This window comes from Bradyrhizobium sp. Bra64 (assembly GCF_024519875.1).
Taxonomy (GTDB): Bacteria; Pseudomonadota; Alphaproteobacteria; order Rhizobiales; family Xanthobacteraceae; genus Bradyrhizobium; species Bradyrhizobium japonicum_G.
On record NZ_JALJRD010000006.1, the window covers coordinates 56966 to 82848 of the forward strand.

General features: G+C 64.5%; 28 protein-coding genes. 9 read left to right on the forward strand and 19 right to left on the reverse strand.

What is annotated here, in order from left to right; translation table 11 throughout:
- Positions 1–26: 26 nt before the first annotated feature.
- A complete protein-coding gene (locus NR187_RS19030) occupies positions 27–461 on the forward strand; it encodes a DUF2147 domain-containing protein (RefSeq protein ID WP_211381288.1) in 435 nt (144 codons plus the stop codon).
- Here NR187_RS19030 and NR187_RS19035 read toward each other — a convergent pair.
- A complete protein-coding gene (locus NR187_RS19035) occupies positions 458–1612 on the reverse strand; it encodes a DUF3095 domain-containing protein (protein ID WP_211381287.1) in 1155 nt (384 codons plus the stop codon). The genes NR187_RS19030 and NR187_RS19035 overlap by 4 nt on opposite strands.
- 218 nt (positions 1613–1830) lie before the next feature.
- Here NR187_RS19035 and NR187_RS19040 point away from each other — a divergent pair, with 218 nt between their 5' ends.
- Entirely contained in the window at positions 1831–2214 is a 384-nt protein-coding gene (locus NR187_RS19040) for a hypothetical protein (protein ID WP_211382384.1), read from the forward strand.
- Between the two features lie 13 nt (positions 2215–2227).
- Here the strand turns inward: NR187_RS19040 and NR187_RS19045 are convergent, their stop codons facing one another.
- The 5 genes from NR187_RS19045 to NR187_RS19065 all read right to left on the reverse strand — a co-directional run bounded on the left by NR187_RS19045 (position 2228) and on the right by NR187_RS19065 (position 6864).
- Positions 2228–2440: a hypothetical protein gene (locus tag NR187_RS19045; protein ID WP_211381286.1), complete on the reverse strand. Its 213-nt coding sequence runs from the start codon at positions 2438–2440 to the stop codon at positions 2228–2230.
- Positions 2441–2566: 126 nt separating this feature from the next.
- Positions 2567–3289, reverse strand: a complete 723-nt coding sequence (locus tag NR187_RS19050) for an SDR family NAD(P)-dependent oxidoreductase (RefSeq protein ID WP_211381285.1) — start codon at positions 3287–3289, stop codon at positions 2567–2569.
- Positions 3282–4664, reverse strand: a complete 1383-nt coding sequence (locus NR187_RS19055) for a class I adenylate-forming enzyme family protein (RefSeq protein ID WP_211381284.1) — start codon at positions 4662–4664, stop codon at positions 3282–3284. Before NR187_RS19055 ends, NR187_RS19050 begins: the two co-directional genes overlap by 8 nt.
- Positions 4651–4896, reverse strand: coding sequence for an acyl carrier protein (locus tag NR187_RS19060; protein ID WP_015688794.1), 246 nt, complete (start codon positions 4894–4896; stop codon positions 4651–4653). Before NR187_RS19060 ends, NR187_RS19055 begins: the two co-directional genes overlap by 14 nt.
- A 153-nt stretch (positions 4897–5049) precedes the next feature.
- Positions 5050–6864, reverse strand: a complete 1815-nt coding sequence (locus tag NR187_RS19065) for a long-chain-acyl-CoA synthetase (RefSeq protein ID WP_256807284.1) — start codon at positions 6862–6864, stop codon at positions 5050–5052.
- Positions 6865–6964: 100 nt separating this feature from the next.
- Here NR187_RS19065 and NR187_RS19070 point away from each other — a divergent pair, with 100 nt between their 5' ends.
- Positions 6965–7174: a hypothetical protein gene (locus tag NR187_RS19070; RefSeq protein ID WP_256807285.1), complete on the forward strand. Its 210-nt coding sequence runs from the start codon at positions 6965–6967 to the stop codon at positions 7172–7174.
- A gap of 147 nt (positions 7175–7321) precedes the next feature.
- Positions 7322–8065, forward strand: coding sequence for a GDSL-type esterase/lipase family protein (locus NR187_RS19075; RefSeq protein WP_256807286.1), 744 nt, complete (start codon positions 7322–7324; stop codon positions 8063–8065).
- A 181-nt stretch (positions 8066–8246) separates the two neighbouring features.
- On the opposite strand, the gene NR187_RS19080 is transcribed toward NR187_RS19075, so the two are convergent.
- The 5 genes from NR187_RS19080 to NR187_RS19100 form a co-directional block, all read right to left on the reverse strand.
- Complete coding sequence (locus NR187_RS19080) at positions 8247–8528, reverse strand: DUF3551 domain-containing protein (protein WP_211381281.1); 282 nt, start codon at positions 8526–8528, stop codon at positions 8247–8249.
- Between the two features lie 128 nt (positions 8529–8656).
- On the reverse strand, positions 8657–10534 hold the full coding sequence (htpG, locus tag NR187_RS19085) for a molecular chaperone HtpG (RefSeq protein ID WP_256807287.1): 1878 nt from the start codon (positions 10532–10534) through the stop codon (positions 8657–8659).
- Positions 10535–10657: 123 nt separating this feature from the next.
- Positions 10658–11077: a hypothetical protein gene (locus NR187_RS19090; RefSeq protein WP_211381279.1), complete on the reverse strand. Its 420-nt coding sequence runs from the start codon at positions 11075–11077 to the stop codon at positions 10658–10660.
- A 267-nt stretch (positions 11078–11344) separates the two neighbouring features.
- The gene (locus NR187_RS19095) at positions 11345–11944 is read right to left on the reverse strand and encodes a nuclear transport factor 2 family protein (protein WP_256807288.1); all 600 of its coding nucleotides are present in this window, start codon (positions 11942–11944) and stop codon (positions 11345–11347) included.
- 144 nt (positions 11945–12088) lie between these two features.
- On the reverse strand, positions 12089–12895 hold the full coding sequence (locus tag NR187_RS19100; protein WP_211381277.1) for a response regulator: 807 nt from the start codon (positions 12893–12895) through the stop codon (positions 12089–12091).
- Between the two features lie 219 nt (positions 12896–13114).
- Between NR187_RS19100 and NR187_RS19105 the strand changes: the two genes are divergently transcribed.
- Positions 13115–13348: a NepR family anti-sigma factor gene (locus tag NR187_RS19105; protein ID WP_211381276.1), complete on the forward strand. Its 234-nt coding sequence runs from the start codon at positions 13115–13117 to the stop codon at positions 13346–13348.
- Positions 13348–13896 (forward strand): sigma-70 family RNA polymerase sigma factor, encoded by a 549-nt coding sequence (locus NR187_RS19110; protein WP_018316216.1) that lies wholly within the window; start codon positions 13348–13350, stop codon positions 13894–13896. The genes NR187_RS19105 and NR187_RS19110 overlap by 1 nt, the downstream gene beginning before the upstream one ends.
- A gap of 110 nt (positions 13897–14006) precedes the next feature.
- Here NR187_RS19110 and NR187_RS19115 read toward each other — a convergent pair whose 3' ends face one another.
- From NR187_RS19115 to NR187_RS19150, 8 genes are all read right to left on the reverse strand, one after another.
- Positions 14007–14705, reverse strand: coding sequence for a nitroreductase (locus tag NR187_RS19115; protein WP_211381275.1), 699 nt, complete (start codon positions 14703–14705; stop codon positions 14007–14009).
- Between the two features lie 139 nt (positions 14706–14844).
- Positions 14845–16089, reverse strand: a complete 1245-nt coding sequence (locus NR187_RS19120; protein WP_256807289.1) for an acyl-CoA dehydrogenase — start codon at positions 16087–16089, stop codon at positions 14845–14847.
- A 9-nt stretch (positions 16090–16098) separates the two neighbouring features.
- Positions 16099–17346: an acyl-CoA dehydrogenase gene (locus NR187_RS19125; RefSeq protein WP_211381273.1), complete on the reverse strand. Its 1248-nt coding sequence runs from the start codon at positions 17344–17346 to the stop codon at positions 16099–16101.
- A gap of 15 nt (positions 17347–17361) precedes the next feature.
- Positions 17362–18489 carry an acyl-CoA dehydrogenase family protein gene (locus NR187_RS19130; RefSeq protein WP_211381272.1) on the reverse strand — a complete coding sequence of 376 codons (1128 nt, stop codon included), beginning with the start codon at positions 18487–18489 and terminating at the stop codon, positions 17362–17364.
- A 27-nt stretch (positions 18490–18516) separates the two neighbouring features.
- A complete protein-coding gene (locus NR187_RS19135) occupies positions 18517–20388 on the reverse strand; it encodes an AMP-binding protein (protein WP_211381271.1) in 1872 nt (623 codons plus the stop codon).
- 44 nt (positions 20389–20432) lie between these two features.
- Positions 20433–21239 carry an enoyl-CoA hydratase/isomerase family protein gene (locus tag NR187_RS19140; RefSeq protein ID WP_211381270.1) on the reverse strand — a complete coding sequence of 269 codons (807 nt, stop codon included), beginning with the start codon at positions 21237–21239 and terminating at the stop codon, positions 20433–20435.
- A 185-nt stretch (positions 21240–21424) separates the two neighbouring features.
- A complete protein-coding gene (locus NR187_RS19145; RefSeq protein ID WP_211381269.1) occupies positions 21425–22183 on the reverse strand; it encodes an SDR family NAD(P)-dependent oxidoreductase in 759 nt (252 codons plus the stop codon).
- A gap of 54 nt (positions 22184–22237) precedes the next feature.
- Positions 22238–22816 carry a TetR family transcriptional regulator gene (locus tag NR187_RS19150; RefSeq protein WP_249128791.1) on the reverse strand — a complete coding sequence of 193 codons (579 nt, stop codon included), beginning with the start codon at positions 22814–22816 and terminating at the stop codon, positions 22238–22240.
- Here NR187_RS19150 and NR187_RS19155 point away from each other — a divergent pair.
- From NR187_RS19155 to NR187_RS19165, 3 genes are all read left to right on the forward strand, one after another.
- Positions 22797–22970, forward strand: coding sequence for a hypothetical protein (locus tag NR187_RS19155; RefSeq protein ID WP_249128790.1), 174 nt, complete (start codon positions 22797–22799; stop codon positions 22968–22970). The two genes, NR187_RS19150 and NR187_RS19155, sit on opposite strands and share 20 nt — an antisense overlap.
- A gap of 82 nt (positions 22971–23052) precedes the next feature.
- Positions 23053–24225, forward strand: coding sequence for an acetyl-CoA C-acetyltransferase (locus NR187_RS19160; protein ID WP_256807290.1), 1173 nt, complete (start codon positions 23053–23055; stop codon positions 24223–24225).
- 113 nt (positions 24226–24338) lie between these two features.
- The gene (locus NR187_RS19165) at positions 24339–25883 is read left to right on the forward strand and encodes an acyl-CoA synthetase (protein ID WP_211381266.1); all 1545 of its coding nucleotides are present in this window, start codon (positions 24339–24341) and stop codon (positions 25881–25883) included.

A 25883-nucleotide genomic window follows, 5' to 3' on the forward strand; every position in this document is an offset into this window, starting at 1 on the left:
GGCGCCTCCAATTCGGGGCCCCCTCCATGACTTCCAGATTCGCTGCTCTCATTGTCATCCTGGCTGCGCTGCTTGGCACGACTGCCGCGCAGGCGCAGAGCGTCGACGGGACCTGGCTGACCCAGGCCGGTGATGCCCGCGTCAAGATCGGCAAATGCGGCGGCGGCGTCTGCGGCAACATCGTCTGGCTGCGCGAGCCCCACGACACCGCGACCGGCCAGCCAGCGACCGACAGCAAGAATCCCAATCCCGAACTCGCCAGGCGCCCGATGATCGGACTGCCGCTGTTCATTGGCATGCAGCCTTCAGGCCCGAACAAATGGTCCGGCCAGATCTACAATGCCGATGACGGCAGCACCTATGCGAGCAGTGTCACCGTCACCGGCACGGACGCATTGCGGGTGGAAGGCTGCGTCGGCGCGCTCTGCGGCGGCGAGACCTGGACGCGTGCGGGGCGCTAGCTCGCGCCCGCCGCCATCGCCTTCAACGCCGTCGCCGCCGAGGCGTAGCCACCTCTCGCGCCGTCGATGAAGTGGACGTGGTCGCTGCGCAGCGCCGACGGCGTGAAGCAGGTCATCATCGCGGCGTCCTGTTGGTGGAGGCCGTAACGCACGATGCCGTCGCGTGCCGCCGCCGCGAGACGGTCGCTCAGCGCGCGTTCGAGCTGCGGGGTGCAGTCGAGGATCATGCGCAGGCCGTCGTCATATTTGCGGAAATCCGAGTTCTCGACCACCTGCCGCTTGTAGACATCAGGCACGAAGCCGCCGACGTTGAGGTCGAAACGCATGATCAGATAGACGAACAGCGTGTAGGCCAGCACGCGGGCGCGACGTGCGACCAGCGGACCGCCACGCTTGGTGCGTGCTTCATATTCCAGCCCCTGCGGAGGCCATGTCAGCGGCGGCCCCTGAGATGGCACCGGACGGCCGCCATCCGGGCTGCGCTCGACGAGGTGGATGATGTCCTCGATCACCTTGCGGAAAGCCTGCGGATCGGCACCGGGCGTCGGCATCACCAGCACGGACAGGATCAGTCCGCGCGAGGCCGGCATCACCTCGAAACGGCAGGACAGTCCGGAGAGATCGGGCTGCGTGCCGTCGGGCGCCTCCGCGACCGCAAACTCGCCGCGCTTCATCGCGGCGTCGGCCCAGGCAAGCCCACCGCCAGAGAACATCGCATAGGACAAATTAGCCGACGGCCCAAAGCGCGCGACGCGAACGTCGAGACCTTGCGCGCGGATCGCGCTCACCGGCACCAATCCAACGCGCATCTCAAGATCGAGATCCTCCCGCACCCAGGTTGCGGTCGCGGCCAGAGCCTCGCGGGCAGCATCGAGATCGGAAGGCGCGACCGCAAAGCTCGCGCCGTCGCCGCCGAACACGAAGGGGAATTCCCGGCCCTCCAGCGCATTCGTCACCGCTGCAATCACGGCTGCGCCGGCCATGTTCACGGCCTTGTAGCGCTGCGCGGCGATCGCCTTGGTGGAATCGACGATGTCGGCGACGCCGATGCTCCAATCGTCCGGCAGCGGCGCATAGAGTGCGGGCTCCATCAGGCTGGTGAAGCCGCGGAAGACGGGAATGCTGCCGTAGAAGGGGGCGGCTGGTGTCATCGGGTGATTGCCGGACGTTTGGTGCGCTTCCGAGGGAGATACGGAGCAGGATCGATCCGGGTTCGCCGGCTGGCGTTCCCCTTTTCAATCATTGGCCGAAATGAGCCCGGACAACAAGACCGCGCCGCGCTGCAATGCCGCAGCGGAGCATTGATCGGCATCAAAAAGCCGGCCGCCGGGTGCGGATATGCTGGGCTCATCTTCAGGCGTTGCACGGGATGATCGAAGTGCCCGACTTCGGCAGCAAGGACCCCACCACTTCCGTGCGCCGGCGCACGGGGCTTGATCCGATCAGTGCGGTGAAGATGCCGGAGAGGCTGACCGCTGCCGTCGATGCCTGGGCTGAAGCCCAGAGCCTGTCGCGCTCGGAGGCGATCCGCAAGCTGGTCGAATTGGGGCTGAAGATCGCGTCCCCGGGACTTGCCTCAACGCCCCCGATCGCATCGGACGCCAAGATCGAAGAGATCGCGGTGCACGAGATCGAGGGGCTGCTCGATCCCGCATTGCCGGAGGACGAACGCGAGCGCCGCATCCGTCGCCTCACCGAGGGGCCGCCGGAATTCTCACACGAACGGATCGATTTGCCGAAGCATCGGACGTGAGCGGCGGTACGCGCTAATGCACCTTCGCGTCCTGACGCTTGCGCAGGGCGTCCAGAGACGCGTCGTGGCAACCGACCAGCCGCACGAATTGCTGCGGATACATTTCATGGCCGTGAGTACCGGAATTCTGATGCGTCATCGGCGGGCAGTGGACGTCATCATCCGGCTTCGTGCTGGCATGCTCCGTCCGGCCCTCGTTTGAAGCGGTCATGTTTGGGATGGCCATGGACTGCTCCCTGTCGATTGGGGCAGATCGATTGACGTAACCCAATCGATTGCGACGCATCTTACGACCACATCCGGCTGGATGTCATTGTTCCGGATCAACGTAATGATGGCGGCGGAGTTCCGTTTACGCCGTATTCCCGGCGTCAATCGTAAAGACGGTGCCGGTCACGTTGCGGCCGCCCTCGCCGAGCAGATATTCCACCATGCGCGCGACGTCATCCGTCTCCGGCAGGCGGCGCAGCGCGCTGCGCCCGGCGATGCGCTTGCGGCTCTCGTCGGAGAGGTTGTGGGTGAGCTCGGTGTCGATGAAGCCGGGCGCGATCGCGTTCACGGTGATGCCGAGCTTTCCGACCTCGCGCGCGAGCGAGCGGGTGAATCCGGTGGCGGCGGCCTTGGTCGCGCCGTAAACGGACAGCCCGTTATAGCCGGTGGTGGCGATGATCGAGGAGATGTTGATGATGCGGCCGGCACCATCGGCCATCATCTGCCGCGCGACATATTTGGTGAGGATGATCGGCGACAGCACGTTGAGCTGGACCAGCGCCTCGATCTCGGAATTGTGCATGGTCGCGAGCAGGCCTTCGGTGCCCAGGCCGGCATTGTTGACGAGGCCATAGATCGGGCCGAACTCGTCGCGCACCATTTTTGCAAACGCCGGGATCGCGTCGATCACCGCGAGATCGCAGGCGCGGAAATGCAGACGCCCTTCCGACCCCGCGATCGCCGCCTTGAGCTCATCGCTCTCGCGCCGCGCGGCTGCGATGACGTTATAGCCGGCATCCACCAGCCGCGTGCCGATCGCAAGGCCGATACCGCGGCTGCCTCCGGTGACAAGGACATTATGCATCGGTGCGCGCCAGTTTGCCGGCCGGAGTGACGTCGAGCGCCTCGACGAAGCGGATCACCGCCGGCACCTTGTGAGATGCGAGCTGCGCGCGACACTGATCCAGGATCTGGTCGCGGATCTCTTTCGCACGCGCCGGATCGGTGCCGTCGGCGAGGATCACGTCGGCGACGACGATACCGCCGGTGATCGGGCTCTTGCGCGATTTCGCCCGCGACATCCGTACGTCGGCATGGCGGTTGATCACCGCCTCGATCTCTTCGGGGTGAACCTTCAGTCCGCCGATATTGATGATGCCGCCGCGACGGCCGACGAAATAGTAGCGGTCGCCGCGCAATTCGACGATATCGCCGCTGTCGACAAAGCCGTCGTCATCGGTCAGCGCGGCGGCGTTGCGGCCGATATAGGCGTGCGCCGTGCGCGTCGAGCGGATGCGCAGCGAACCGTCGACGACCTTCATCTCGACGCCATTGCGGTTGCCGAGATAGTCAGCCGGAAAACCCTCGAGCCCGTCATTGACGGCAAAGCCGACGCCGGCCTCTGTCGAGGCGTAGGCGTGGCCGACGGACGAATTGGGGAACGCGGCCTTCAGGCCGTCGAGCACTGCCTGATCGGCAATCTCGCCCGAGAGACGGACGTAACGCGGCGCGAACTTTGCGGCCGAGCCGCTCATCAACAGCTTGCGCCAGTGCGAGGGCGTGCCGGAGATGTGGGAGACCCCACGCGCGTTCAGCCGCGCGACGTGATCGGCCAGCGCCTCATCCGGATCGGACAGCACCATGGAGCCGCCGGAGAGGACGGCACGGAGGAATATCTGCAGGCCGCCATAGCGGCGAATGTCGTAGAACGTCGCCCACACCGGCGCGGGTCCGCGCGCGGGGCCTTCGGCGACGATGGCGCCCGTGAGTGCCTCCAGCGTATGACCGACGATTTTCGGTACGCCCGAGGTGCCCGAGGTGAGCATCAGCCATTCGGTCGCGCGTTCGGTTCTGGCCGGCGCGGTGGCCTCAAGCGGCAGCTGCGCGGTGACGACCAGCGTCACGCCGGTCTCGGCCCAGCGATCCGGCTCGTCGGTGACGACGGCATCGATTCCGGCATCCGCGATCAGCGCGTCGAGATATGCCGGGTTGAGATCTGGCGGGCACAGCAGCATGCGACGGGCAACGCCGTCGAGCTCGATCATGGCAAGGCCGGACCGGAGCTGGTCGGACAGTTTCAACAGGACCGCGCGGCCGGACAGTTCGCGCAGCCGTCCGCCCAGGACCGTCTGCGACAGGATATCCGTCAGCGACGCGACATCGTGCGCGTCCGACAGCGTGCGGCCCGTCAGCTCCGCGCCGAGATGGTCGCGGAGCGCAAAGATCTCACGCGGGGACATTTTCGTAGGCCCGCACGAAATCGCCCACGGTGGCGGGGAACGCTGCGTCCTCGGAGATGGTGAAGGGGTCGACGCCGGTCTCGTCCTCGAGACGCGCTACCAAAATGGCGAAGGCGAGCGAGTCGAAGCCCGTCTCGTGCAGGGACAGATCGTCCGAGAGTGCGGGCAGCGTGACGTGCTGCTCCTTGGCGATCTGCTGGATCGCTTCAATGACCTTAGACCTTACCGACATGGCTGGCTCGCTGCTCTGTTCTTGTTCATTCTTCGTCGTTCAGACGGCGGCTCCTGATGACCGCCTCCCATGGCCCTTTGTTTACCCGACAGAAGTAAATGGCTTCTTGGACAATTCAGATAAAATTGGACCTATCTCCGGATTTTCGCATGGCTAGAGCCTGATCGAGCCGTCGACGAGCTTCGAATACGCCTCCAGATCGAGCGCGGCATAGGCGCCGGCCTTCGGGTCCAGCATGAACAGCGGATCGCGGATCGCGCACGGATCAAAGCCCTCTCGCGCGAGCTCGGTCTTCTTCTGCTTGAAGGTCTCGGTCGCATCGAGCTCGCGCGAGATGCGAAGGAAGAGGGGCCGAGCATAGGCCGGCAGGCGCTGCGCGAGATGCGCAGGCAGCGCTTCCACGTGAAAACCCTCGTTCACCACGATCGCGCTCATGCCGGCGCGGCCGTCGTTGCCGGGGATGATGACGCCGTAAGTGGTCGCATCGATCACGCCGGTAAAATCGCGCACGGCATCGTTGACCTCCGAGGCCGCGACGTTCTCGCCCTTCCAACGGAAGGTATCTCCGATGCGGTCGACGAAGTGGAAGAAGCCCTTGTCGTCGAGCCGCATCAGGTCGCCGGTGCGGAACCAGGCATCGCCCTTGGCGAAGACATCGCGCAAAATCTTCTTCTCGGTCTCGCTCGCGTCGGTGTAGCCCTCGAAGCGGCCGCCGCCCTGGTCCGCCGTGCCGATGCGGCCGATCGCTTCGCCGGCCTCGCCGCGTGCGCAGGCAATGCAAAGTCCATCTTCATTGCGCAGCGGCGCGCCGCTGTCGGGGTCGAGCCTGACGAGGCTGGCGGGGAAGCGATGGGCTAGCAGCGGCGGGATGCGGCCGATTGCCCCCGGCTGGCCCTCGACGTTGAACAGCGAAAAATTGCCTTCCGTCGCGGCATAGAATTCGAGGATGCGGGGAATGGCGAAACGGGCCTGAAAGTCCTCCCAGATGTCGCCGCGCAGGCCGTTGCCGCAGGCGAGCCGCAGGCGGTGACGGTTCTCGTATTCGGACGGCGGCGCCTTCAGCAGGTAGCGGCAGAGCTCGCCGATATACTGGAATAGCGTGCAATCGTGGCGCACGATGTCCGGCCAGAAATTCGAGGCCGAGAATTTTTCCGCGATCGCCACAGAACCGCCGGCAGCGAGCACGCTGCATGGCGCGACGATGCCGCCAACCGAATGGAACAACGGCAAGCAGTCGTAGAGCCGATCCTGCGGGCTCGCGCCGGTGAGGCCGGCGAACCAAAAGCCCCAGTTGAGGATGCGGCGATGGCTGATGCTGGCCGCTTTCGGCAGGCCGGTGGTCCCGGACGTGTAAATCAGCAGGGCGCGATCGTTGATGGTGACGTCGCCGTGCTCGTCCGGCGAGAGCGGACCGTCGTCGAGGGCGGCAAGCGCGACATCGACCGCGCGTTCGCTGCGGGCGTCGCCATGGGTCCAGACCTTTGCTTCCGTCTTCAGGTGCGGCGACGCGCTGTCAAGCATCGCCGTCAGCTCATGCGCGACGATGATATGCGATGGCTTTGCAACGTCGATGCAATGCGCGAGCGATGGCCCGACAAGCTTTGTATTGAGCAGCGCGACCACGCCGCCGGCGCGGCTGATGCCGAGCCAGGCGGCGACATAGTCGATGCCGTTCGGCATGATGAGCGCGACCGTGTCGCCCTTGGCCACGCCGACCGAGCGCGCCCAGCGCGCATAGCGGTTGATGCGTTTCGAGAGCCCCTCATAGTCGAGGCTTGCGTCATCGGTGATCAGCGCGATGCGGGCGGGTTGGCGCTGCGCCCAGTCGTCGACGACGTCGGCGAACAGCCGGCCCGGCAGCGCCTCGATCCGCGCGGTGAGCTCGATGGCCTTCAGCCAGATTTTTGAAGCCGACGGTGCGCGCGCGGCTCTCGGTTGCTCGATGATGCCGGTGGTCATGCCGTTCATTCTTTCGGAACGTGTCTGCTGGTTCCGGCAGCTTAGCTCGCACGCCCTGCCCAGGTGTTAAGAGACAAGGTAAAGCGCGGTTAGTGCGCGATTAACTCTAGTGATCCTTTACCAAGCCGAGGGGATCGCCGTGCGGCCCGGCTTGTTTCTTGCGACAGCAAATCCAGTCATTCGGACGCGTGGCGCGAACGCGATCAACGCCTCGTTCGACCCGGCGCTGCCGTATGATTTCGCCAAGGGCATCGCGCCGGTCGCCGCCATCGCGCGGATTCAGCCGCACGGCAACGCCGACGCATTCGGGGCATGCTGACCGCGGAGACCGAGCGCTGGCGCAAGGTGGTGGAGCGGTCGGGGATCCGGAAGGAGCAAAGAAGCACACGGCGCTAGGCGGCTTCGTCCAAGCAGGCTATCCTTCGCTCTACCTTGCGTTGTCCTGGTCACGACAGGGAGGCGACCCGTGGCTCTCGACCCCTCACAAATTCCGGTTCAGGCAACGCCGTTCCGGCAACGGCTGACCAATCTTTTCAACCGGCTGAGCGGCGACGGACGGGTCAAGGTGGTCGCGATCGGCTCGTCGACCACGGCGGGCGAAGGAGGTATCACGCCCTATCCCCAACGACTGCTGGCGGACCTTCGGATCCAGTTTCGGTCGCAATTTCCGAAGGCAACGATCGACGTGATCAACCGGGGCATCGGCGGCCAAGAGGCTCCTGAAGAGTTCAAGCGATTCCAGCGCGACGTCTTCGACCTGAATCCCGACCTCGTTATCTGGCAGGTCGGCACCAACTCGGTTTGGCAACCCGCCGATCAGACCCCTCCTTCTTTCGGGGATACCACGAAGGCGATCCGTAAAGGTGTCGACGAACTTCTGGCGGCCAAGCGGATCGACGTGATTCTAATGGACCTGCAGTATGTGCCGGCGCTGCTGACACGGGCCAAGATCGGCAAGACGATCGCAATGGTCGAGGCGATCAGCGACATCGCACATAAGAAGCGCGTCAATGTCTTTCGCCGCTTCGAGCTAATGAAGGGCTGGCACGATATCGCAGGGATTTCATTCGACCGGATGGTCGACCCGGGCGACGACACCAGGCTGCACGCAAGCGACTGGACGACGGACCAGATGACCTGGCAATTGACCGCAGCAATCAACGCGGCGGTGAACAAGGCTCCGTCATCCACTGGCAGGCGCAGCCGGTAGTCCTACCTGCTCCATCGCACCAGCGACCGCGTGAGCGCTACCGACGTGCCTGCAGACGAGATAGTGGGGATCGATCTGCGCGTGAGACGGCACGTCCGTGAGCACCGCACCGACAGTCACACCAGCCCACTGTGCGACACCTCAAACATGGCACCGGAAACCGCATCGCCTGCTGCTACTGCTACTGGTGCACCTTCTTGTGACGCCGGCGGGGCGGCAGCGGCTCGTTGAAGGCGTAATAGGGATTGAGGTCGCAGGTCGCGGCAAGGCCCGACGCCGTGGCGCGGCATTGCGGCAACGAGGTGAAGGAGCAGTCAAAATAGTCACCGCCCCCGCCACCCAAGCCGCCGCCGGTGTAGCGGTGCATGCATACGGGATAGGCCGGATCGTACCTCTGCGCACTGGCATCCGCTGCGCCCAGCAGCGTGAATATCGCAGTGAGGGTCAGGAGCGGCAGACGCATGGAGAAATCCTCGAATAGGTCACCTCGGCAACGTCGATGCCGACGGCTTCATATGACACAACATCCCGGCGCGCGCGACTGTTCCTGAGGACAGATGACGGCAAGGTGAGGTGTCGCTGGCGGGCCCGCTACCCGCCGAGCCCCTGCAACACCAGACGGTTCAGCCTGGCCGCAAACGCGGCAGGGTCTTCCGGCAACTCGCCGTCCAGGATCTGCGCCTGTTCGAGCAGCAGCAAGCTGAGATCGTCGACCGCGGAGGAGCCGGCCTGAGCCTTGGTGATCGCCGTGACCAGCGGATGGCGCAGATTGATCTCGAGGATCGGCTTGCTGCGCATGCCGCGGTTCTGCTGGGCCAGAATGCGCTCGAGCTCGCGGCTCGGTCCCTGGCTGTCGGCGACGAGGCAAGAGGCCGAACTGGTGAGGCGCGTCGAAGCCTTGACGTCGCTGACACGCTCGCCGAGCGCGGACTTGATCATTGCGATGGTGGCGGCCTCGTCGGCGACCGGCTCGTCCTTCTTCGCCTCGTCCGCCTCGTCGAGGCGCGGGATCAGGTCGAGGTTGAGATCGCCCTGGCTCAGCGACTTCAGCGGCTTGCCCTCGAACTCCGATGGCATCGAGGTCCAGAAGGCGTCGACGGGATCTGAAAGCAGCAGCACCTCGATGCCGCGCGCGGTCGCCGCCTCGAGCCGCGGGCTCGACTTCAGCCGCTCGATGCTGTCACCGACGAGATAATAGATCTCGGTCTGGTTCGGCTTGAAATCGGCGATGACGTCCTTGAGCGAGCGCTTCTCGCCGGAGGTCGTGATAAAGCGCGACAGCGCCAGCAGCTTTTCGCGGCGTTCGAAATCCTCGTAGATGCCTTCCTTCAGCACCGCGCCGAAGGCCTCCCAGATCTTTGCAAAGTTCTCCGGATCCTTCTCCGCAAGGCTTTCGAGCTCGGACAGCACGCGGGTCGCCACGGCTTTCCGGATTTGCGCGAGCTGCGGATTGTTCTGGAGCATCTCGCGCGAGATGTTGAGCGGGAGATCCTCGCTGTCGACGACGCCGCGGATGAAGCGGAGATAGCCCGGCAGCAGATCGGCGTCATCGGTGATGAAGACGCGGCGGACGTAGAGCTTGACGCGCCCCTTGCGGTTCGGCTCGAACAGGTCGAACGGCTTGGTCGACGGCGCGAACAGCAGCACGGCGTAGGAATAGCGGCCCTCGGCGCGATAATGCAGCGTCATCGCGGGAGCGTCGAAGGCGGATGCGATCTGCTGATAGGCCTTCTTGTAGTCCTCTGCCGTCAGCTCGGATCTCGAGCGCTGCCACAGCGCGCTCGCCGAATTGATCTGGCGCGGCTCGCCCTCCTCCGGCACCAGCTCGATGGGAAACAGGATGTTGTCGGAATAGGCCCCGACGATGCGCTCGATCTCGTAGGCCTCGATATATTTCCTGGCGTCGTCCTTCAGGTGCAGGACGATCTCGGTGCCGCGGGCCACGCGCGCCGCTTCCTCGTCGCTCGCCCGCGCGATCTCGAAGCCGGAGCCGCCGGACGACGTCCAGGTCCAGACGTCGCTCTCGCCGGCACGGCGGCTGACCACGGCGATCTTGTCGGCGACCATGAAAGCGGAATAGAAGCCGACGCCGAACTGGCCGATCAGGCCGAGGCCATCCTTGGCCTCCTTCAGCTTCGACACGAACGCCTTGGTGCCGGAGCGGGCGATGGTGCCGAGGTGGTCGATCAGCTCCTGCCGCTCCATGCCGATGCCGTTGTCGGCGATCGTCAGCGTTCCGGCCGTCTTGTTCGGAATGATGCGGATCTTGAGCGCGTCGCCCTCGCCCAGCAGCGCCGGGCTGGCGATGGCTTCATAGCGCAGCTTGTCGCAGGCATCCGAGGCGTTGGAGACGAGCTCGCGCAGGAAGATGTCGGTCTCGGAATAGACAGAGTGCACCATCAGGTGCAGGAGCTCGGAAACCTCGGCCTGGAAGGGCTGCGTATGCACAGCCGTGTCTGACGTCGTCATGCGTTTACCCGGTCAATCGAAAGGGGAACAAACCCGGGATATAACGCGAGGGGGCGGGGGATCAAGTGGACGCGAGCGATCGACCTCCCGGCGGAGGGCGACTGCCCCAGTGGCCCACGCAGATCAGGTCACGCAGCGGCCGGGCTGGAGCAGTTTTGCAACCTCGGTCAGGGAGCTGACCATCGGCTCGCAGGCGATCGTCGGCTTTTTGCGGCTCTGCTTCTGGTCCTGACTCTGGAGCAGCATGGGCGGCTTGGCGTTCCCGGTCTCGATCACCGCGGGGACGCGCAGCAGCACCGAGGTGTCGGCCAGATCGTTCAGCCGCATCGACACGGTGCGGGTCGGAACCCCCGCCTGCCTGATGTCGGCGAGCCTGTCGGCTTTGCTGGAACGATTGACGTTGTTGACCGGCTTGTCGGCGACCGCCTGCCAGCGGTCGGCCAGATCGTGGCCGGAGGTCAGCTGGACGGCACCGACCTGGACGGCACCAAGCGTCGCGGCAATCGCGACGACACCGAAAAATACCTTTTTAATCTGTGACATGACTGTCGACCCCTCGCCCCATGGCGATCGCGGGAACAACGCGAGGACACGACCGGGAGTTCTCGTCCGTTAAGATCACTTAACCGTGTGCGGAAATCACCGCAGCCCGCACAAAAAATTTCGCAGGCCCCTGGAACGACTCCCGCGCCAGGGAGTCGTCTCAACAGCCGGCTATTCCCCCCTGCCCCATAAGCCGGCGACGTAGGGCGCGACTGTGGTGATGCCAGTCGCGCCTTACTTTTGTCTGGGGGTCACTTTTGCTTCGGGTTATTTGGCTTTCCCCGCCAGCCATTCCCGCCCCTCGCCATAGAGCTTCTCGACCTCCACCCCGGCGAGGCCCGGCATGTCGCGCTTGACCTTGTAGCCGATCAGCTCCTGCATGTAGGCGAGATGGCGGTAGCCTTCGGGCAGCGCGGCGAGCACCTTCTGGTCGAGCTGAAGCGTGGCAGCGGGATCGACCGGGTCGATCCGGTCCTTCTCGTAGATCGGCTGGCGGCGGACGATGCCCCATTTTCCCTGCCGTTTCTCCAGGAAATCGTAGAAGCGTCCGGTGCAGACGACGTCGCAAGGCACGTCATGCACGCCCGCGCGCTGCGAGATCGTCATTTTGGTCTGGGCGATGGCCCGCTCGCCGGCGAGATCGATGCTGGTGCCCCCGAGGAAATGCAGGATGCGTACGCCCTTGGCAAAGCCCTCCTGGCTGACGCGCATGAATTCCCGAGCCGGTCCCTGAAACCAGGTGGCAGACATCCAGCCCTCTTCATGCCAGACCGTGGCAAAGCGCTCCCAGTCGCCGGCGTCGCGCCACACCGCCCAGTTCTCGACGAGGTCGCGGATGGCGAGGCGGTCGAGGAGTTGCTGGTCCATTGGTGCGGCTCCGATTGGGGAATGCACGAGGTATGGGCGGCGAACGCAACGCCCGTCAAGCGGCTCAAGCAGGCACGAAAAATCCGGCGTGCCCTGCAGCACGCCGGATCAAATCGTCATCGCCGAATGGCGGGCCGCGCCAGCTCAGGCCGCGGGGACCTTCGGCGCGCGGTTGCGCGAGTTGCGCTGGAAGAACAGCGCCTGGCTGGCCACCGCCGACACCATTGCGGGCTGGAACGGTTTCGAGATCAGGAACGCCGGCTCGGGGCGCTCGCCGGTAAGGAAGCGCTCCGGATATGCGGTGATGAACACGACCGGCACCTCGAAGGTGCGGAGCAGCTCGTTGACGGCGTCGAGGCCCGACGAGCCGTCGGCGAGCTGGATGTCCGCGAGGATCAGGCCGGGCCGCTTGTTCTTGGCCAGCGCCACCGCATCGGCGTGGGTGCGCGCGACGCCGACGACGTTGTGGCCCAGATTCTTCACCAGGCTCTCGAGGTCCATGGCGATGAAGGTCTCGTCCTCGATGATCAGCACGTCGGTGGCGATCTCGGCGGCCATCTCCCGGCCTGCGGCATCGGCAAGCCGCCGTGTCTCGGCGACGTCGGTGCCGAGAATGTAGCCGACCTCCTCTTCCGAAAATCCCTCGAGCGAGAGCAGCAGGAAAGCCTGCCGCGGCAGCGGCGTGATGTTCGACAGCCGCCGCTCGGGCGGCATCGGCAGGGTCGTCACCTCTGCATCGTCGTTGACGGAGACGGAATTCCAGATCTGGGTAAACAGCCGGAACAGCCCAACGCGCGGCCCGTGGCTCTCGTCGAGCACCGACGGATCTCCCAGCATGGCTTCCAACATGGCTGCGACATAGGCGTCACCGGAGGCCTGGCTGCCCGTCAGGGCGCGCGCGTACCGGCGCAACAACGGCAAGTGTTCAGCAACAAGCTGTGAACGGGACATCCCCACTCCATTCATCTTCGGGCCAACCTCAAGGTAAAGGCAATACGCGGGGGGCCCGGGTTCCCCTGCTGGGCTGATGACGCCTCAGCTTCAGAAAAGTTCCGCATCAGGCGGAACTTTTTCTCGCAGCTCGCATTGAGCCTATCCAGGGAACGGCTCCCGGTTGAGGAAACTTCTCGATTTTACAGTCACTTAACTCGGGGAAACGTGGAACAGGTCATGAAAGATCTCAAGTCTCAAGCCAGCAAAAGCACGACCCCCGGTAAAGGAGGGCTCACTCCGGAGATACAATCCCGGATTGGGCATCAACTGCGTGCCATGTACGACGACGTGGTGCGGCAGGGGGTTCCGGACCGGTTCGCCGAGTTGATCAAGAAGCTTGATGCGCCGGGAGGTACTCCCCAAGATCAAGCCAATGGGGGCTCCAACGACAACAACAATGGGAGGGATTAATGCCTCTCACGGACTCCCTGCGTAACGACATCCTGGCGGCCGTGCCCAGTCTGCGCGCGTTCGCCATCTCGCTCAGCGGCAACGCCGATCGCGCCGACGATCTGGTGCAGGAGACGCTGTTGCGCGCGCTTGCCAACATCGACTCGTTCCAGCCCGGCTCCAATCTGCCGGCGTGGCTGTTCACGATCCTGCGCAACCTGTTCCGCTCCGACTATCGCAAGCGGCGGCGCGAGGTGGAGGATGCCGAAGGCAACTACGCCAAGACGCTGAAGACGCAGCCCTCGCAGAATGCGCATCTCGAATTCGAGGAATTCCGCACGGCGCTCGACAAGCTTCCGCAGGATCAGCGCGAAGCCTTGATCCTGGTCGGCGCCTCGGGCTTTTCCTACGAGGACGCGGCTTCGATCTGCGGCTGCGCCGTCGGCACGATCAAGAGCCGGGTCAACCGCGCCCGCTCCAAGCTCGCCGCGCTGCTCTATGTCGACGGCGCCGAGGATTTTGGGCCTGACGAGACCGTGCGGGCCGTGATCGGCGGCAGCGGCGGCTGACGGCCGGCGTCATCGGACCGAGACGGAATGAAGGCGGCCGCTTCCGCGGCCGCCTTTCCGCGTCTGAAAATCTGATCGCAGGGCTTGCCCGCGATCACTACTCCACGCGATCACTCTTCCACGAAAGTTACGGTCTCGGCCACGCTTGCCCGCGAGGTGCGGTAGCTGTTGACCTTGTGGGCGTCATCGGCATAGCCGAACGAGATGCCGCAGACCACGCGGCGGTCGTCAGGCAGATTGAAGTGGCGGCGGATCAGGCCGGAGTGGCGCGCGAGCGCCGCCTGCGGGATCGTGCCGAGCCCGAGCGCCTGCGCGGCCAGCATGAAATTGCTGACATAGGCACCGCAATCGATCGCACCGTAGATGCCGAGCGGCTCGTTGGTGTGAATGACGGCGACATGCGGTGCGCCGAAGAAATTGTAATTCTCCAGCGCCTGCCGGGCGTAGGCCATTTTGTCGCCACGCGCGATGCCGAGCGTATTGTAGAGCTGGAACCCGCTCTCGCGCCGGCGTTCCAGATAGGCGCCGACATATTCGCGCGGCGGCGTGAAGTCGTAGTCGTCGCCGAGCCCGCCCGAAGCTTCCTTGTAGATCAGCTTGCGGAAGCGCTCCTTGGCCTCACCGCTGGCGATGACGACCTGCCAGGGCTGGCTGTTGCACCAGGACGCCGTCCGCTGCGCGGTCCTGAGCACGTGCTCGATGGTGGCGCGATCGACCTCTTTGGCCAGGAAGGCCCGCACCGAGTAGCGCTCGTTGAGGAGCTCCTCGAGCACGCCGATGCGGTCGTTCTGTTTTACCTTAGCGTCCATGGATCAGCTCACGCTCTTCTCTTCGTAGGGTGAGCAAGGCGCATCGCGCCGTGCCCACCGACAGACTTACCCCGGCGCATCTGCATAGGGTGGGCACGCTTCGCTTTGCCCACCATACGAGATACAGCGAGAGGCCACATCACCGTCCCTTGGTCGGGATCTTGTTGTACGGCACGTCCTTGTCGACACGGATATCGCCCGGCAGGCCCAGCACGCGCTCTGCGATGATGTTGCGCAGGATCTCGTCGGTGCCGCCGGCGATGCGCATCGAGGGCGACGACAGCAGCATCTGCTGGAACTGGCCCTGCACCGTCTCCTCGTCCGCGCCGGTGAGAACGCCCGCCGCGCCCTGGAGGTCCATGGCGTAACTCGCGATGTCCTGGAGCATCTTGCCCGACACCAGCTTGCCGATCGAGTTCTCCGGGCCCGGCCGATCGCCCTTCGACAGCGCCGAGATCGCGCGGTAGCTGGTGTATTTCAGCCCGCTCGACTTAACCGCCCAGCTCGCAAGCTTGGAACGCACCGCGGGATCATCGATCGCGAGCCCGTCCTCCATCATCAGATTCGAGCAGAACTCGAACATCTCGGGGACGCCGGTCGCGAGCCGCGAGCCGATCGACATGCGCTCGTTCATCAGCGTGGTCAGCGACACGCTCCAACCCTCGCCGACCGCGCCGAGGCGCTGGCTGTCGGGGATCACGACATCGGTGAAATAGACCTCGTTGAACTCCTGCATGCCGTTGGCCTGCTTGATCGGACGGACCTCGACGCCGGGGCTCTTCATGTCCAGGAAGAACATGGTGAGGCCCTTGTGCTTGGGCACGTTCGGATCGGTGCGCGCGATCAAAAGGCCGTAGTCGGAATAGTGCGCACCCGAGGTCCATATCTTCTGGCCGTTGACGACCCACTGGTCGCCCTTCTTCTCCGCGCGCGTACGCAAGCCGGCGACGTCGGAGCCGGCGGACGGCTCGGAGAACAGCTGACACCAGATCTCCTCGCCCGCGGCGAGCTTCGGCAGATAGCGGCGCTTGGCGTCCTCGCTGCCGAACGCCATCACGGTCGGACCGCACATGCCCTCGCCGATCTGGAACGGCTGCGTCAGCTTGCCGTAGATGCCCTCCTCCTGCTGCCAGATCACGCGCTCGATCGGGGTGGCGCCTCGGCCGCCATACTCCTTCGGCCAGTGCAGGCAGGCCCAGCCGCCTTCGGCCTTCTTCTTCTGCCAGGCTTTGCCGACATCGACGATGTCGTGCTTGGCGAGCCGGATGCGGCCGAGCGATGATTTTGACAGCTCGGCCTCGAGCTCTTTCGGTGCATTGGCGGCGATCCATTTGCGTGCGGTCTCGCGGAATGCGGCTTCCTGCGGGGTGTCGTCGAAATTCATGGCGGACCTCTAACCTCTTCCCTTCGTCGGGATCTTGTTGAACGGCACGTCCTTGTCGACACGGATGTCGCCGGGCAGACCCAGGACCCGCTCGGCGATGATGTTGCGCATGATCTCGTCGGTGCCGCCTTCGACGCGCGTGCCGGGCGCGCGCAGCAGCATGGCCTGGAAACGGCCGGCGACTTCGGCATCCTCCGGACCGCTGACGACGCCGCTCGCGCCCTGCAGATCCAGCGCATAGGTCGCAACGTCCTGGATCATCGAGCCCGCGACCAGCTTGCCGATGGAGTTTTCCGGACCCGGCCGCTCCCCCTTCGACAGCGCCGAGATCGCGCGCATGCTGGTGTAGCGCAGGCCGCTCGCCTTCACCGCCCAGCTGGCGAGCTTCGAGCGCACCGCGCGATCCTCGATCGCCGGGCCGTCGTCGAGCATCAGGCTCGTGCAATACTCGAGCAACTCGGGGAAGCCGGTCGAGACGCCCGCGCCGATCGACATGCGCTCGTTCATCAGCGTGGTCAGCGAGACGTTCCAGCCGTCACCGACCTCGCCGAGGCGCTGGTGGTCGGGGATGCGGACGTTGGTGAAATAGACCTCGTTGAAGTCGGACGCGCCGCTCGCCTGCTTGATCGGCCGCACCTCGACACCCGGGCTCTTCATGTCCAGGAAGAACATGGTGAGGCCCTTGTGCTTGGGCACGGTGGGATCGGTGCGGGTCAGGAGGATACCATAGTCGGAATAATGCGCGCCCGACGTCCAGATCTTCTGGCCGTTGACGACCCATTCGTCGCCATCCTTCTCCGCGCGCGTGCGCAGGCCCGCGACGTCGGAACCACCCGCCGGTTCGGAGAACAGCTGGCACCAGACCTTTTCGCCGGAGGCGAGCGGCGGCAGATAGGTGCGCTTATGCTCCTCGCGCGCGAACGCCATCACGGTCGGCCCGCACATGCCGTGGCCGATGATGAACATTCCGGAGAGTTTTCCGAACGGCCCCTCTTCCTGCTGCCATATCACGCGCTCGATCGGCGAGGCGCCGCGGCCGCCATAGTCCTTGGGCCAGTGCAGGCAGGCCCAACCGGCATCGGCCTTCTTCTTCTGCCACGCCTTGGCGACTTCGAGAATGTTGGCGTTCTTGAGCTGGGTGCGGCCGAGCGATGATTTGCGCAGCTCGTCCTCGTACTGCTTTGGCGCGTTCGCCGCGATCCAGGCGCGGGCGGTGGCGCGAAATTCGGCCTCTTGCGGAGTATCGTCGAAGTTCATGACGTCGTCCTTCGCTTACGCCGCGTTCTTCTTGCGCATGCGGTCGATCAGCTGGTCTTCCCAATAGGTGAGGCTGCCGAGGCCGAGCGCCATGGCGTTGGCGCGGCGATAATACATGTGGCAATCGAACTCCCAGGTGAATCCCATGCCGCCGTGAACCTGGATGTTGTTCTTGGCGCAGTGCTGGAATGCCTGCGTCGCGCTGATGCGCGCGGCGGCAGCCGCTTCCGGCAATTCGGCCGCGTTGGTGGAGAGCGCCCACGCCCCGTAATAGCTGTTGGAACGCGCCAGCGTCGCCGACACGTACATGTCGGCGAGCATGTGCTTCACTGCCTGGAACGAGCCGATCTGGCGGCCGAAGGCGATGCGGTCGAGCGCGTAGTCGCGGCCCATCTCCAGCGCGCGGTCGGAGCCGCCGACCTGCTCGAACGCACACAGCACCGCGGCGCGATCGAGCACCTGCGTCAGAATGCTCCAGCCTTCGCCGGCAGCACCGAGCGGCTCGGCCTTGCAGTCCTTGAAAGCGATCTCGGCCTGCCCACGAGTCGGATCGAGATTGGTGAGACTCTTGACCTCGACGCCGCCCGCCTTGAGATCGACCAGGAACAGCGAGATATCGCTGTCGCGACCGCTCGTGCCGGTGCGGGCGGCAACGACTGCGAAGTCCGCGACCGCACCGTCCGCAACCGGCCTCTTGACGCCGTTGAGCACGCCGTTCGCAGCGGTGAGCTTGACGTTCTTCGGCGACGGATTGCCCTTGCCCTCGAACAACGCCAGCGTGCCGATTGCTTCGCCCGAAGCGATTGCGGGCAACCACTTCTTCTTCTGTGCGTCGCTGCCGGCGATCAGCAGCGCTTCGGCGGCGAGATAAACGGTCGAGGAGAACGGCACCGGCGCATTCGCCCGGCCCATCTCTTCCGCGATCACACACAGCTCGAGATGACCCGCGCCCGCGCCGCCGAAATCCTCGGGAATCGCAACGCCGAGAAAGCCCATCTCGGCGAGCCCCTTCCATAGCTTCTTGTCATAGGGCGCCTTGCCGTCGAGCACGATTCGCACCGCCTTGGGCGAGCACTTCTCGGTGAGGAATTTGCGCGCCTGGTCGCGGAGCTGCTTCTGGTCGTCGGAGAAATCGAAGTTCATGGCGCGTACCCGTGTTGATGATGTCGATTACTTGAGAATGATGACGTCTTGATCCGGTTCGTCGGCATAGAGCCGCTCGACCAATCCAATGCGGCGTTCGAGGCCGGCGCGCTGATTGATGTAGCCCTTGTCGGTGAGCTCGTTGCCGTCGATCGAGGGCGGCTCGGCCATCAGCATGGCACGCGCGATGATGCGGCTGCTGGCGCCTTCGCATTGCCGGTTGTGCGCTTCCAGCCCGCGCTTGAAGCAGGCGATCACCTCCGGATGCTTCACCGCAGCCTCGAAGCCGAGATCGGCATCGCCGACGAGCTGGCGGCAGGCGTGCAGGTTCGGCCAGGCCAGCAGCCCGATGAAAGCGCGATCCTGCCCGGCGACCAGCGCGTCATGCACGACGGGCGTCGCCGCCGCGATCGCGTCGGTGCGGAGCGAGCCGACATGCACGAACGTGCCGGTGGTGAGCTTGAAGTCCTCGACGACGCGGCCGGCAAAGATGATGCCCTTCACCGGATCGGCATCGTCGACGAAGATGCCGGCGTCGCCGATGCAGTAAAATCCTTCCTCGTCGAACATCTTCCTGGTGAGATCAGGCTGGCCGAAATAGCCGGGCGTGACGTTGACGCCGCGCAGGCGCAGCTCGTATTTCGAGCCGCACGGCACCATCTTCAGTTCGACGCCGGGGAACGGCAGGCCGATCAGGCCGACGCGCTCGGTATCCCAATAGGTGCCGGTCGAGGTCGGCGCGGTCTCGGTGGAGCCCCAGCCGGTGTAGAACACGATGCGTTCGCCGGTGGTCTTCACCGCGAGGGCCTGCATGCGGTCGTAGAGATCGTCCGGCAACCGCGCGCCGCCATAGGCCATGATCGAGAGATTCTTGAAGAAGGAGCGACACAGCGCGTCGTCCTTCTCCATCGCTGAAGCGAGCGCGGCATAGCCGGCGGGCACGTTGGCGTAATAGGTCGGCGAGATCTCGCGCAAATTGCGCAGCGTCTCCTCGAACTGGCCTGGCATCGGCCTGCCGTCGTCGATATAGAGCGTACCGCCGTCGACCAGAACGGGGTGGAATGCGGCGTTGCCGCCCATGGTGTGATTCCACGGCATCCAGTCCAGCATGGTCGACAGCGGACCGCCCGGCGTGCGCGGCCGCACCTGCATCATCATGGCCGCATTGGCGCACATCATCTCCTGCGTGTTGATGACGGCTTTTGGCATGCCGGTCGAACCGGAGGTGAAGAGCAGCTTGCCGACGGTCTGCGGCGTGATCTTCGTGATCGACGCTTCGACCTCGGAGGTCACGGGGGTTGCCGCGAGTTCGGCAAAGCTGACGCTCTTGACGCCGTCGCAGGGACGCAGGACATGAACCACCGTGACGCCGGTGAGATCGAGCGCCTTCAGCGCTTTCTCGAAGGTCGGGCCGTCCTGCACCATCACGACGGCCGGCTTGATCAGGTCGAACAAATATTTCAGCTTGACGTGATCGTGACTCATCAAGGAGTAGGCTGGCGACACCGGCGCGGCCGGCGAACGCGCCTGCATGGCGGCCTGCGTCATTAGCGCATGCTCGATCGAATTGCCGGAGAGGATCGTGACCGGGCGGCCGTCGAGCCTGAGATCGAGCAGCGCCTGCGTCAGCGCATCGACGGTGCGCTTGGCTTCGCCATAGGAGACCTTTCGCCATTCGCGGTTCGGACCGCCGCGCTGCGCGAGCCAGATGCGTTCGGGCGCTTCCTTCGCCCATTTCGCCAGCGAGGCCGGAAGATGCGTCTCGTAAGACTGCAGCGGAATGCGCGACTTCAGCACCACCGTGCCATCGGCGCGGCGCTCCACGTCGATGTCGCGCGCGAGCCACTCGACCTTGCGAAAGGCGGGCTTCGTCATCACCGCCGCCGCGCTTCCACTCATTTTGCGTCTCCCGGAATTATCGTCCTTTGCGGATCGTTCTCGTTTCAGCGCTTGATATAGACAGGCTTTCGCTTCTCAAGGAAGGCCCTGATGCCTTCCGAAAATTCCTCGGAGCGGCTGCAGAGGACCTGGTTGCGGTCCTCCATCGCGATAACGGCTTCCAGCGCCCCCGCATCGACGCTCATGTTGAGACATTCTTTTGACAGCCGCAGGCCGACAGGCGAGGCCGTCATCATCGCATCGATGTAGGATTCGGCCGCATCATCGAGCTTGTCCTCGTCGACGACCTCCGACACGAGCCCAACGGCCAGCGCGCGCTCGGCACCGATGAAGCGTCCCGTGAGGATCAGTTCCGATGCCACGGAGACGCCGACGAGGCGGGGCAGGAAATAGCTGGTGCCGATGTCGCAGCCGCCGAGGCCGAGCTTGATGAAGGCGCAGTTCATCCGCGCCGATCGCGTCGCGATGCGGATGTCGGACGCAAGCGCAAGCGCAAAACCGCCGCCGGCCGCTGCGCCCTGCACCAGCGCAAGGATCGGCTGCGGACAGCGCCGCATCAACATCACGATGTCGGCAATGCGACGCTGCGAGTCCAGCGACTCCGTGACGCCGGGCGGCTCCTGCTGCCCGGCACGGCGCGCCATCGCCGCCTTGAGGTCGAGGCCTGCGCAAAAGTTCCTGCCGGCGCCCCTGAGCACCACGACGCGCGTGTCGCGGTTGCGCAGGAGGCCCTGGAAATAGACGTTGAGCGCGTCGATCAACGCAGGATCGAGCGCATTCAAACTCTCCGGGCGATTGAGCGTCACGGTGTCGATGCCGTCGTTGTGCTCGATCAGCAGCGGTTGGGACATGAGAGCGCTCCTGCATCCGCGCTTGAAGTGGCGGTTATTGCGCCCTCTCCCCTTGTGGGGGAGGGCATGTACATCGCTAGCCACATACTCGCTTGGGTGAGGGGTCTGTCTCCGCGGATGCATACCCCTCATCCGGCGCTCCGCGCCACCTTCTCCCACAAGGAGAGAAGGGAAAAACAGCGAGGTTACCTTGGCGCCATCCGAATTGCGCCATCGAGACGGATGGTTTCGCCGTTGAGCATCGGGTTCTCGACGATATGCACGGCGAGCGAGCCATATTCTTTGGCGTCGCCGAGGCGCGCGGGATGCGGCACCTGGGCCCCGAGGCTCTTGCGGGCCTCTTCGTTGAGGCCCATCAGCAGCGGCGTCAGGAACAGGCCGGGCGCAATGGTGTTGACGCGGATCTTCTGGCTGGCGAGGTCACGCGCGGCTGGAAGCGTGAGGCCGACGACGCCGCCCTTCGACGCAGAATAGGCGATCTGGCCGATCTGGCCCTCGTAAGCGGCGACCGAAGCCGTATTGATGATGACGCCGCGCTCTTCACCGATCGGCTCGATCGTGACGAGGCGCTCGGCGAACAATCGCAGGCAGTTGAAGGTGCCGATCAGGTTGACGTTGATGATGCGCGCGAACTTGGCCAGCGGATAGACGCCGTCCTTGCCGACGATGCGTTGCGAGCCGCCGATGCCGGCGCAGTTCATCAGCACGCGCGCGACGCCATGCGCAGCTTCCGCCTTGGCGATCGCGGCCTTGATGCCGTCCTCGTCGGTGACGTCGGCATGAAGCGCGACGCCCTTCACCTCGGCGGCGACCTTCTCGGCGTTGTCCTTGTTCTGGTCGATCACGCCGATCTTGGCGCCCTTGGCCGCCATGGCGCGGGCGGTCGCTTCACCGAGGCCCGAACCGCCGCCCGTGATGAGAACGGCTACGTCTTTCAACTGCATCGCTTGTACCTTTCCTTGGGCGTTTCTTCTCTGGACTTTGGAGCGTTGGCCGGATCATCCGGCCGCGACGGCTTCCTCGGCTTGCGCGAGGATGCCGCCGCAGATCAGCGTTTCCATGTGCTTGATGTATTGCCGGCAGACGTCGTCGGTGACCGGGCCGACGCCGGTCGCGCGAGACATCGCGTGCCGGCCGAAGAACAGATGATCGCAGGCTCCGATCAGGCTGGTGTAGAACAGCACCGGATCGGTGGCGCGGAACTCGCCGCGGCTGACGCCTTCGGCGAGCAGGCGGCGATGAAAGTCGAGCAACGGCGCGACAAAGAACTTCGAGACCTCGTCGGCGGAGCCGGCGTTGGTCTCATGCAGCAGATAGTGGATCAGCCGGTTCATGTAGGGAAACCGGTGATACGCGCGGATGATGCCGGCGATATGCAGCTTCAGCTTCGCGGTCGAATTGATCGGCTGCGCCAGCAGATATTCCAGATTGGACATCTCGGTCGCGGCATCGCGCGCAAGCAGCGCCAGCAGCAGGCCGTCCTTGTTGCCGAAATGGTATTTGACGAGCGCGGCGTTGGCGCCGGACTTCTGGGCGATGTCGGAGAGCGATATCTCGATGGATGAGCGTTCGATCATCAGTTCGCTCGCGGCCACGAGCAATTTCTCTGCCGTGGAATTCTTTCCGCTGGGAAGCCTGTTCGGTACGCTGGTAGTCACGGATATCCCTGTTCTCACCGCATGGGCGGCCGCAGATAAGCCGAAGCAGCGTCTCATCACAAGAGTTAATTGATCGATTGACTAAACGATAACTCGACCCTTAAATCCGCCCCGACAGTCCACAGCGATACAGAACAATCCAGGGAGAGACCGAAATGGCCGAGGCTTATATCGTCGCCGCTGCGCGTACCGCCGGCGGGCGCAAGGGGGGCCGCCTCGCCGGCTGGCATCCGGCCGATCTCGCCGCAAAAGTGCTGGACGAGCTGGTCGATCGCACCAGGGTCGATCCCGCCCTGGTCGAGGACGTGATCATGGGCTGCGTGATGCAGGTCGGCGAGCAGTCCAACAACGTCGCGCGCAACGCGATCATGGCCTCGAAATTGCCGGAGAGCGTGCCTGGCACCTCGATCGACCGCCAATGCGGCTCCTCGCAGCAGGCGCTGCACTTCGCGGCGCAGGCCGTGATGTCCGGCGCGATGGACGTGGTGATCGCTGCCGGCGTGGAATCGATGACGCGCGTGCCGATGGGTCTTTCCTCGCAGCTTCCGGCCAAGAACGGCTTTGGCAATTACAAGAGCCCGGGCATCGAGCACAAATATCCGAACATCGTGTTCAGCCAGTTTACCGGCGCGGAGATGATGGCCGAGAAGTATGGCCTGTCGAAGGATGAGCTCGACGAGTACTCCTACAACAGCCACCAGCGCGCGATCGCGGCGACCCAAGCCGGCCACTTCAAGAAGGAGATCGTGCCGCTGGAGATCACCCGCGCCGACGGTTCCAAGGACACCCACCACATCGACGAAGGCATCCGCTTCGACGCCACGCTCGACGGCATCAAGGGCGTCAAGCTGATCGCCGAGAACGGCAAGCTCACCGCGGCGAGTGCCAGCCAGATCTGCGACGGCGCCTCCGGCGTGATGGTCGTGAACGAGCGCGGCTTGAAGCAGCTCGGCGTCAAGCCGCTGGCGCGCATCCACCACATGACGATGATGGGCGGCGATCCCGTGATCATGCTGGACGCACCGCTGCACGCCACCAAGCGTGCGCTGGAGAAGGCCGGCATGACGATCGACGACATTGACCTGTTCGAGGTCAACGAGGCCTTCGCCTCGGTGCCCACCGGGTGGCTGAAGACCACCGGCGCCGATCCGGCGCGCCTCAACGTCAATGGCGGCGCCATCGCGCTCGGCCATCCGCTCGGCGGCTCCGGCACCAAGCTGATGACGACGCTGGTGCACGCGCTGCACCAGCGCGGCAAGCGCTACGGCCTGCAGACCATGTGCGAAGGCGGCGGCATGGCCAACGTCACGATCGTCGAGCGGCTGTAACAAAACAAAAGCGAGTAGTGAATGGCGAGCAGCGAATGGTGAGTAGGCGAAGAGCGGTTTGCCCTTCCCTATTCGCCATTCGCTGCTCGCCATTCGCGGTTTGAGGAAACGCCATGACCCACCCCTCCATCCACGCCCGCACCACGCCCGACAAGATCGCCTACCGGATGGCCGGGACCGGCAAGGCGATCAGCTATCGCGAGCTGGACGAGCTCTCGAACCAGGGCGCAAACCTGTTCCGGTCGCTCGGCCTGAAGGCCGGCGACCACATCGCGCTGCTGATGGAGAACCGCCTCGCCTTCATGGAGATCTGCTGGGCGGCACAACGCAGCGGGCTCTATTACACCGCGATCAGCCGTTATCTGAAGCAGGACGAGATCGACTACATCATCGCCGACTGCGGCGCCAAGGTCGTGATCACCACGCCGAAATGCGCCGACCAGATCAAGGCCCTGATCAAGGGCACACCGGGCGAGCCGATCTTCTACATGATGGACGAACCGCTGCCGGGATTCCGCTCCTACGACAAGGAAGCGGCAGCGCAGCCGGTGACGCCGATCGCCGACGAGGTCGCCGGTTACGACATGCTGTATTCGTCGGGAACGACCGGCCGGCCCAAGGGCATCAAGAAGGCGTTCGAGGGCAACAAGATCGACGTGCCGAACGCGTTTCTGCGCGTCCTCTGCGCCGACATGTGCGGCATGAACGCCGAGAGCACCTATCTGTCTCCGGCGCCGCTCTATCACGCCGCTCCCCTGCGCTTCAACATGATGGCGATCGTGCTCGGCGGCACCTCCATCATCATGGAGCATTTCGACGCCGAAGAGTTCTTGAAGCTGGTCGAAAAATACAAGGTCACGCAGTCTCAGCTGGTGCCGACCATGTTCGTGCGCATGCTGAAGCTGCCGGACGACGTCCGCACGAAATACGACGTCTCGACGCTCAAGGGCGCGATCCACGCCGCAGCCCCCTGCCCCGTCGACGTCAAGGCAAAGATGATCGAATGGTGGGGACCGATCCTGATCGAGTATTATGCCGGTTCGGAAGGCAACGGCGTCACCGTCTGCAACTCGCAGCAATGGCTGGAGCATCGCGGCAGCGTCGGCCGCGCCGTGGTCGGCAAGATCAAGATCCTGGACGAGAACGACGAGGAACAGCCGACCGGCGAGATCGGAACGGTCTATTTCGCCGACGCGCCCGCGTTCACCTATCACAATGATCCCGAGAAGACGAAAAAGGCCTACAACGCCAAAGGCTGGTCGACGCTGGGCGACGTCGGCTATCTCGACAAGGACGGCTTCCTGTTTCTCACCGATCGCAAGTCCTACATGATCATCTCCGGAGGGGTGAACATCTATCCGCAGGAGACCGAGGACGTGCTGATCACCCACCCCGAGATCGCCGACGTCGCCGTGTTCGGCGTGCCGAACGAGGAGATGGGCGAGGAGGTGAAGGCGGTGGTGCAGCCACACGACATGAGTCGCGCCGGCAAGGAGCTCGAAGCCGACCTGATCGCGTACTGCAAGAGCCGCCTGTCCGCGATCAAGTGCCCGCGCTCGATCGATTTCGAAGCCGAGCTGCCGCGCACGCCCACCGGCAAGCTGGTGAAGCGGCATTTGCGCGACAGATATTGGCCGAAGGCGGCGGCGAGGATTTAG

What these genes read in the sequence shown, in the direction of transcription:
- NR187_RS19040 (WP_211382384.1), top strand. Translation starts at nt 1,831, where the DNA reads ATGATCGAAGTGCCCGACTTCGGCAGCAAGGACCCCACCACTTCCGTG.
- NR187_RS19080 (WP_211381281.1), bottom strand. Translation starts at nt 8,528, where the DNA reads ATGCGTCTGCCGCTCCTGACCCTCACTGCGATATTCACGCTGCTGGGC.
- NR187_RS19030 (WP_211381288.1), top strand. Translation starts at nt 27, where the DNA reads ATGACTTCCAGATTCGCTGCTCTCATTGTCATCCTGGCTGCGCTGCTT.
- NR187_RS19100 (WP_211381277.1), bottom strand. Translation starts at nt 12,895, where the DNA reads ATGTCCCGTTCACAGCTTGTTGCTGAACACTTGCCGTTGTTGCGCCGG.
- NR187_RS19125 (WP_211381273.1), bottom strand. Translation starts at nt 17,346, where the DNA reads ATGAACTTCGACGATACTCCGCAAGAGGCCGAATTTCGCGCCACCGCC.
- NR187_RS19090 (WP_211381279.1), bottom strand. Translation starts at nt 11,077, where the DNA reads ATGTCACAGATTAAAAAGGTATTTTTCGGTGTCGTCGCGATTGCCGCG.
- NR187_RS19060 (WP_015688794.1), bottom strand. Translation starts at nt 4,896, where the DNA reads ATGTCGGTAAGGTCTAAGGTCATTGAAGCGATCCAGCAGATCGCCAAG.
- NR187_RS19105 (WP_211381276.1), top strand. Translation starts at nt 13,115, where the DNA reads ATGAAAGATCTCAAGTCTCAAGCCAGCAAAAGCACGACCCCCGGTAAA.
- NR187_RS19095 (WP_256807288.1), bottom strand. Translation starts at nt 11,944, where the DNA reads ATGGACCAGCAACTCCTCGACCGCCTCGCCATCCGCGACCTCGTCGAG.
- NR187_RS19155 (WP_249128790.1), top strand. Translation starts at nt 22,797, where the DNA reads ATGGATGAGCGTTCGATCATCAGTTCGCTCGCGGCCACGAGCAATTTC.
- NR187_RS19055 (WP_211381284.1), bottom strand. Translation starts at nt 4,664, where the DNA reads ATGTCCCCGCGTGAGATCTTTGCGCTCCGCGACCATCTCGGCGCGGAG.
- NR187_RS19130 (WP_211381272.1), bottom strand. Translation starts at nt 18,489, where the DNA reads ATGAACTTCGATTTCTCCGACGACCAGAAGCAGCTCCGCGACCAGGCG.
- NR187_RS19145 (WP_211381269.1), bottom strand. Translation starts at nt 22,183, where the DNA reads ATGCAGTTGAAAGACGTAGCCGTTCTCATCACGGGCGGCGGTTCGGGC.
- NR187_RS19115 (WP_211381275.1), bottom strand. Translation starts at nt 14,705, where the DNA reads ATGGACGCTAAGGTAAAACAGAACGACCGCATCGGCGTGCTCGAGGAG.
- NR187_RS19110 (WP_018316216.1), top strand. Translation starts at nt 13,348, where the DNA reads ATGCCTCTCACGGACTCCCTGCGTAACGACATCCTGGCGGCCGTGCCC.
- NR187_RS19135 (WP_211381271.1), bottom strand. Translation starts at nt 20,388, where the DNA reads ATGAGTGGAAGCGCGGCGGCGGTGATGACGAAGCCCGCCTTTCGCAAG.
- NR187_RS19045 (WP_211381286.1), bottom strand. Translation starts at nt 2,440, where the DNA reads ATGGCCATCCCAAACATGACCGCTTCAAACGAGGGCCGGACGGAGCAT.
- NR187_RS19165 (WP_211381266.1), top strand. Translation starts at nt 24,339, where the DNA reads ATGACCCACCCCTCCATCCACGCCCGCACCACGCCCGACAAGATCGCC.
- NR187_RS19160 (WP_256807290.1), top strand. Translation starts at nt 23,053, where the DNA reads ATGGCCGAGGCTTATATCGTCGCCGCTGCGCGTACCGCCGGCGGGCGC.
- NR187_RS19140 (WP_211381270.1), bottom strand. Translation starts at nt 21,239, where the DNA reads ATGTCCCAACCGCTGCTGATCGAGCACAACGACGGCATCGACACCGTG.
- NR187_RS19065 (WP_256807284.1), bottom strand. Translation starts at nt 6,864, where the DNA reads ATGAACGGCATGACCACCGGCATCATCGAGCAACCGAGAGCCGCGCGC.
- NR187_RS19120 (WP_256807289.1), bottom strand. Translation starts at nt 16,089, where the DNA reads ATGAATTTCGACGACACCCCGCAGGAAGCCGCATTCCGCGAGACCGCA.
- NR187_RS19035 (WP_211381287.1), bottom strand. Translation starts at nt 1,612, where the DNA reads ATGACACCAGCCGCCCCCTTCTACGGCAGCATTCCCGTCTTCCGCGGC.
- NR187_RS19150 (WP_249128791.1), bottom strand. Translation starts at nt 22,816, where the DNA reads ATGATCGAACGCTCATCCATCGAGATATCGCTCTCCGACATCGCCCAG.
- htpG (WP_256807287.1), bottom strand. Translation starts at nt 10,534, where the DNA reads ATGACGACGTCAGACACGGCTGTGCATACGCAGCCCTTCCAGGCCGAG.
- NR187_RS19050 (WP_211381285.1), bottom strand. Translation starts at nt 3,289, where the DNA reads ATGCATAATGTCCTTGTCACCGGAGGCAGCCGCGGTATCGGCCTTGCG.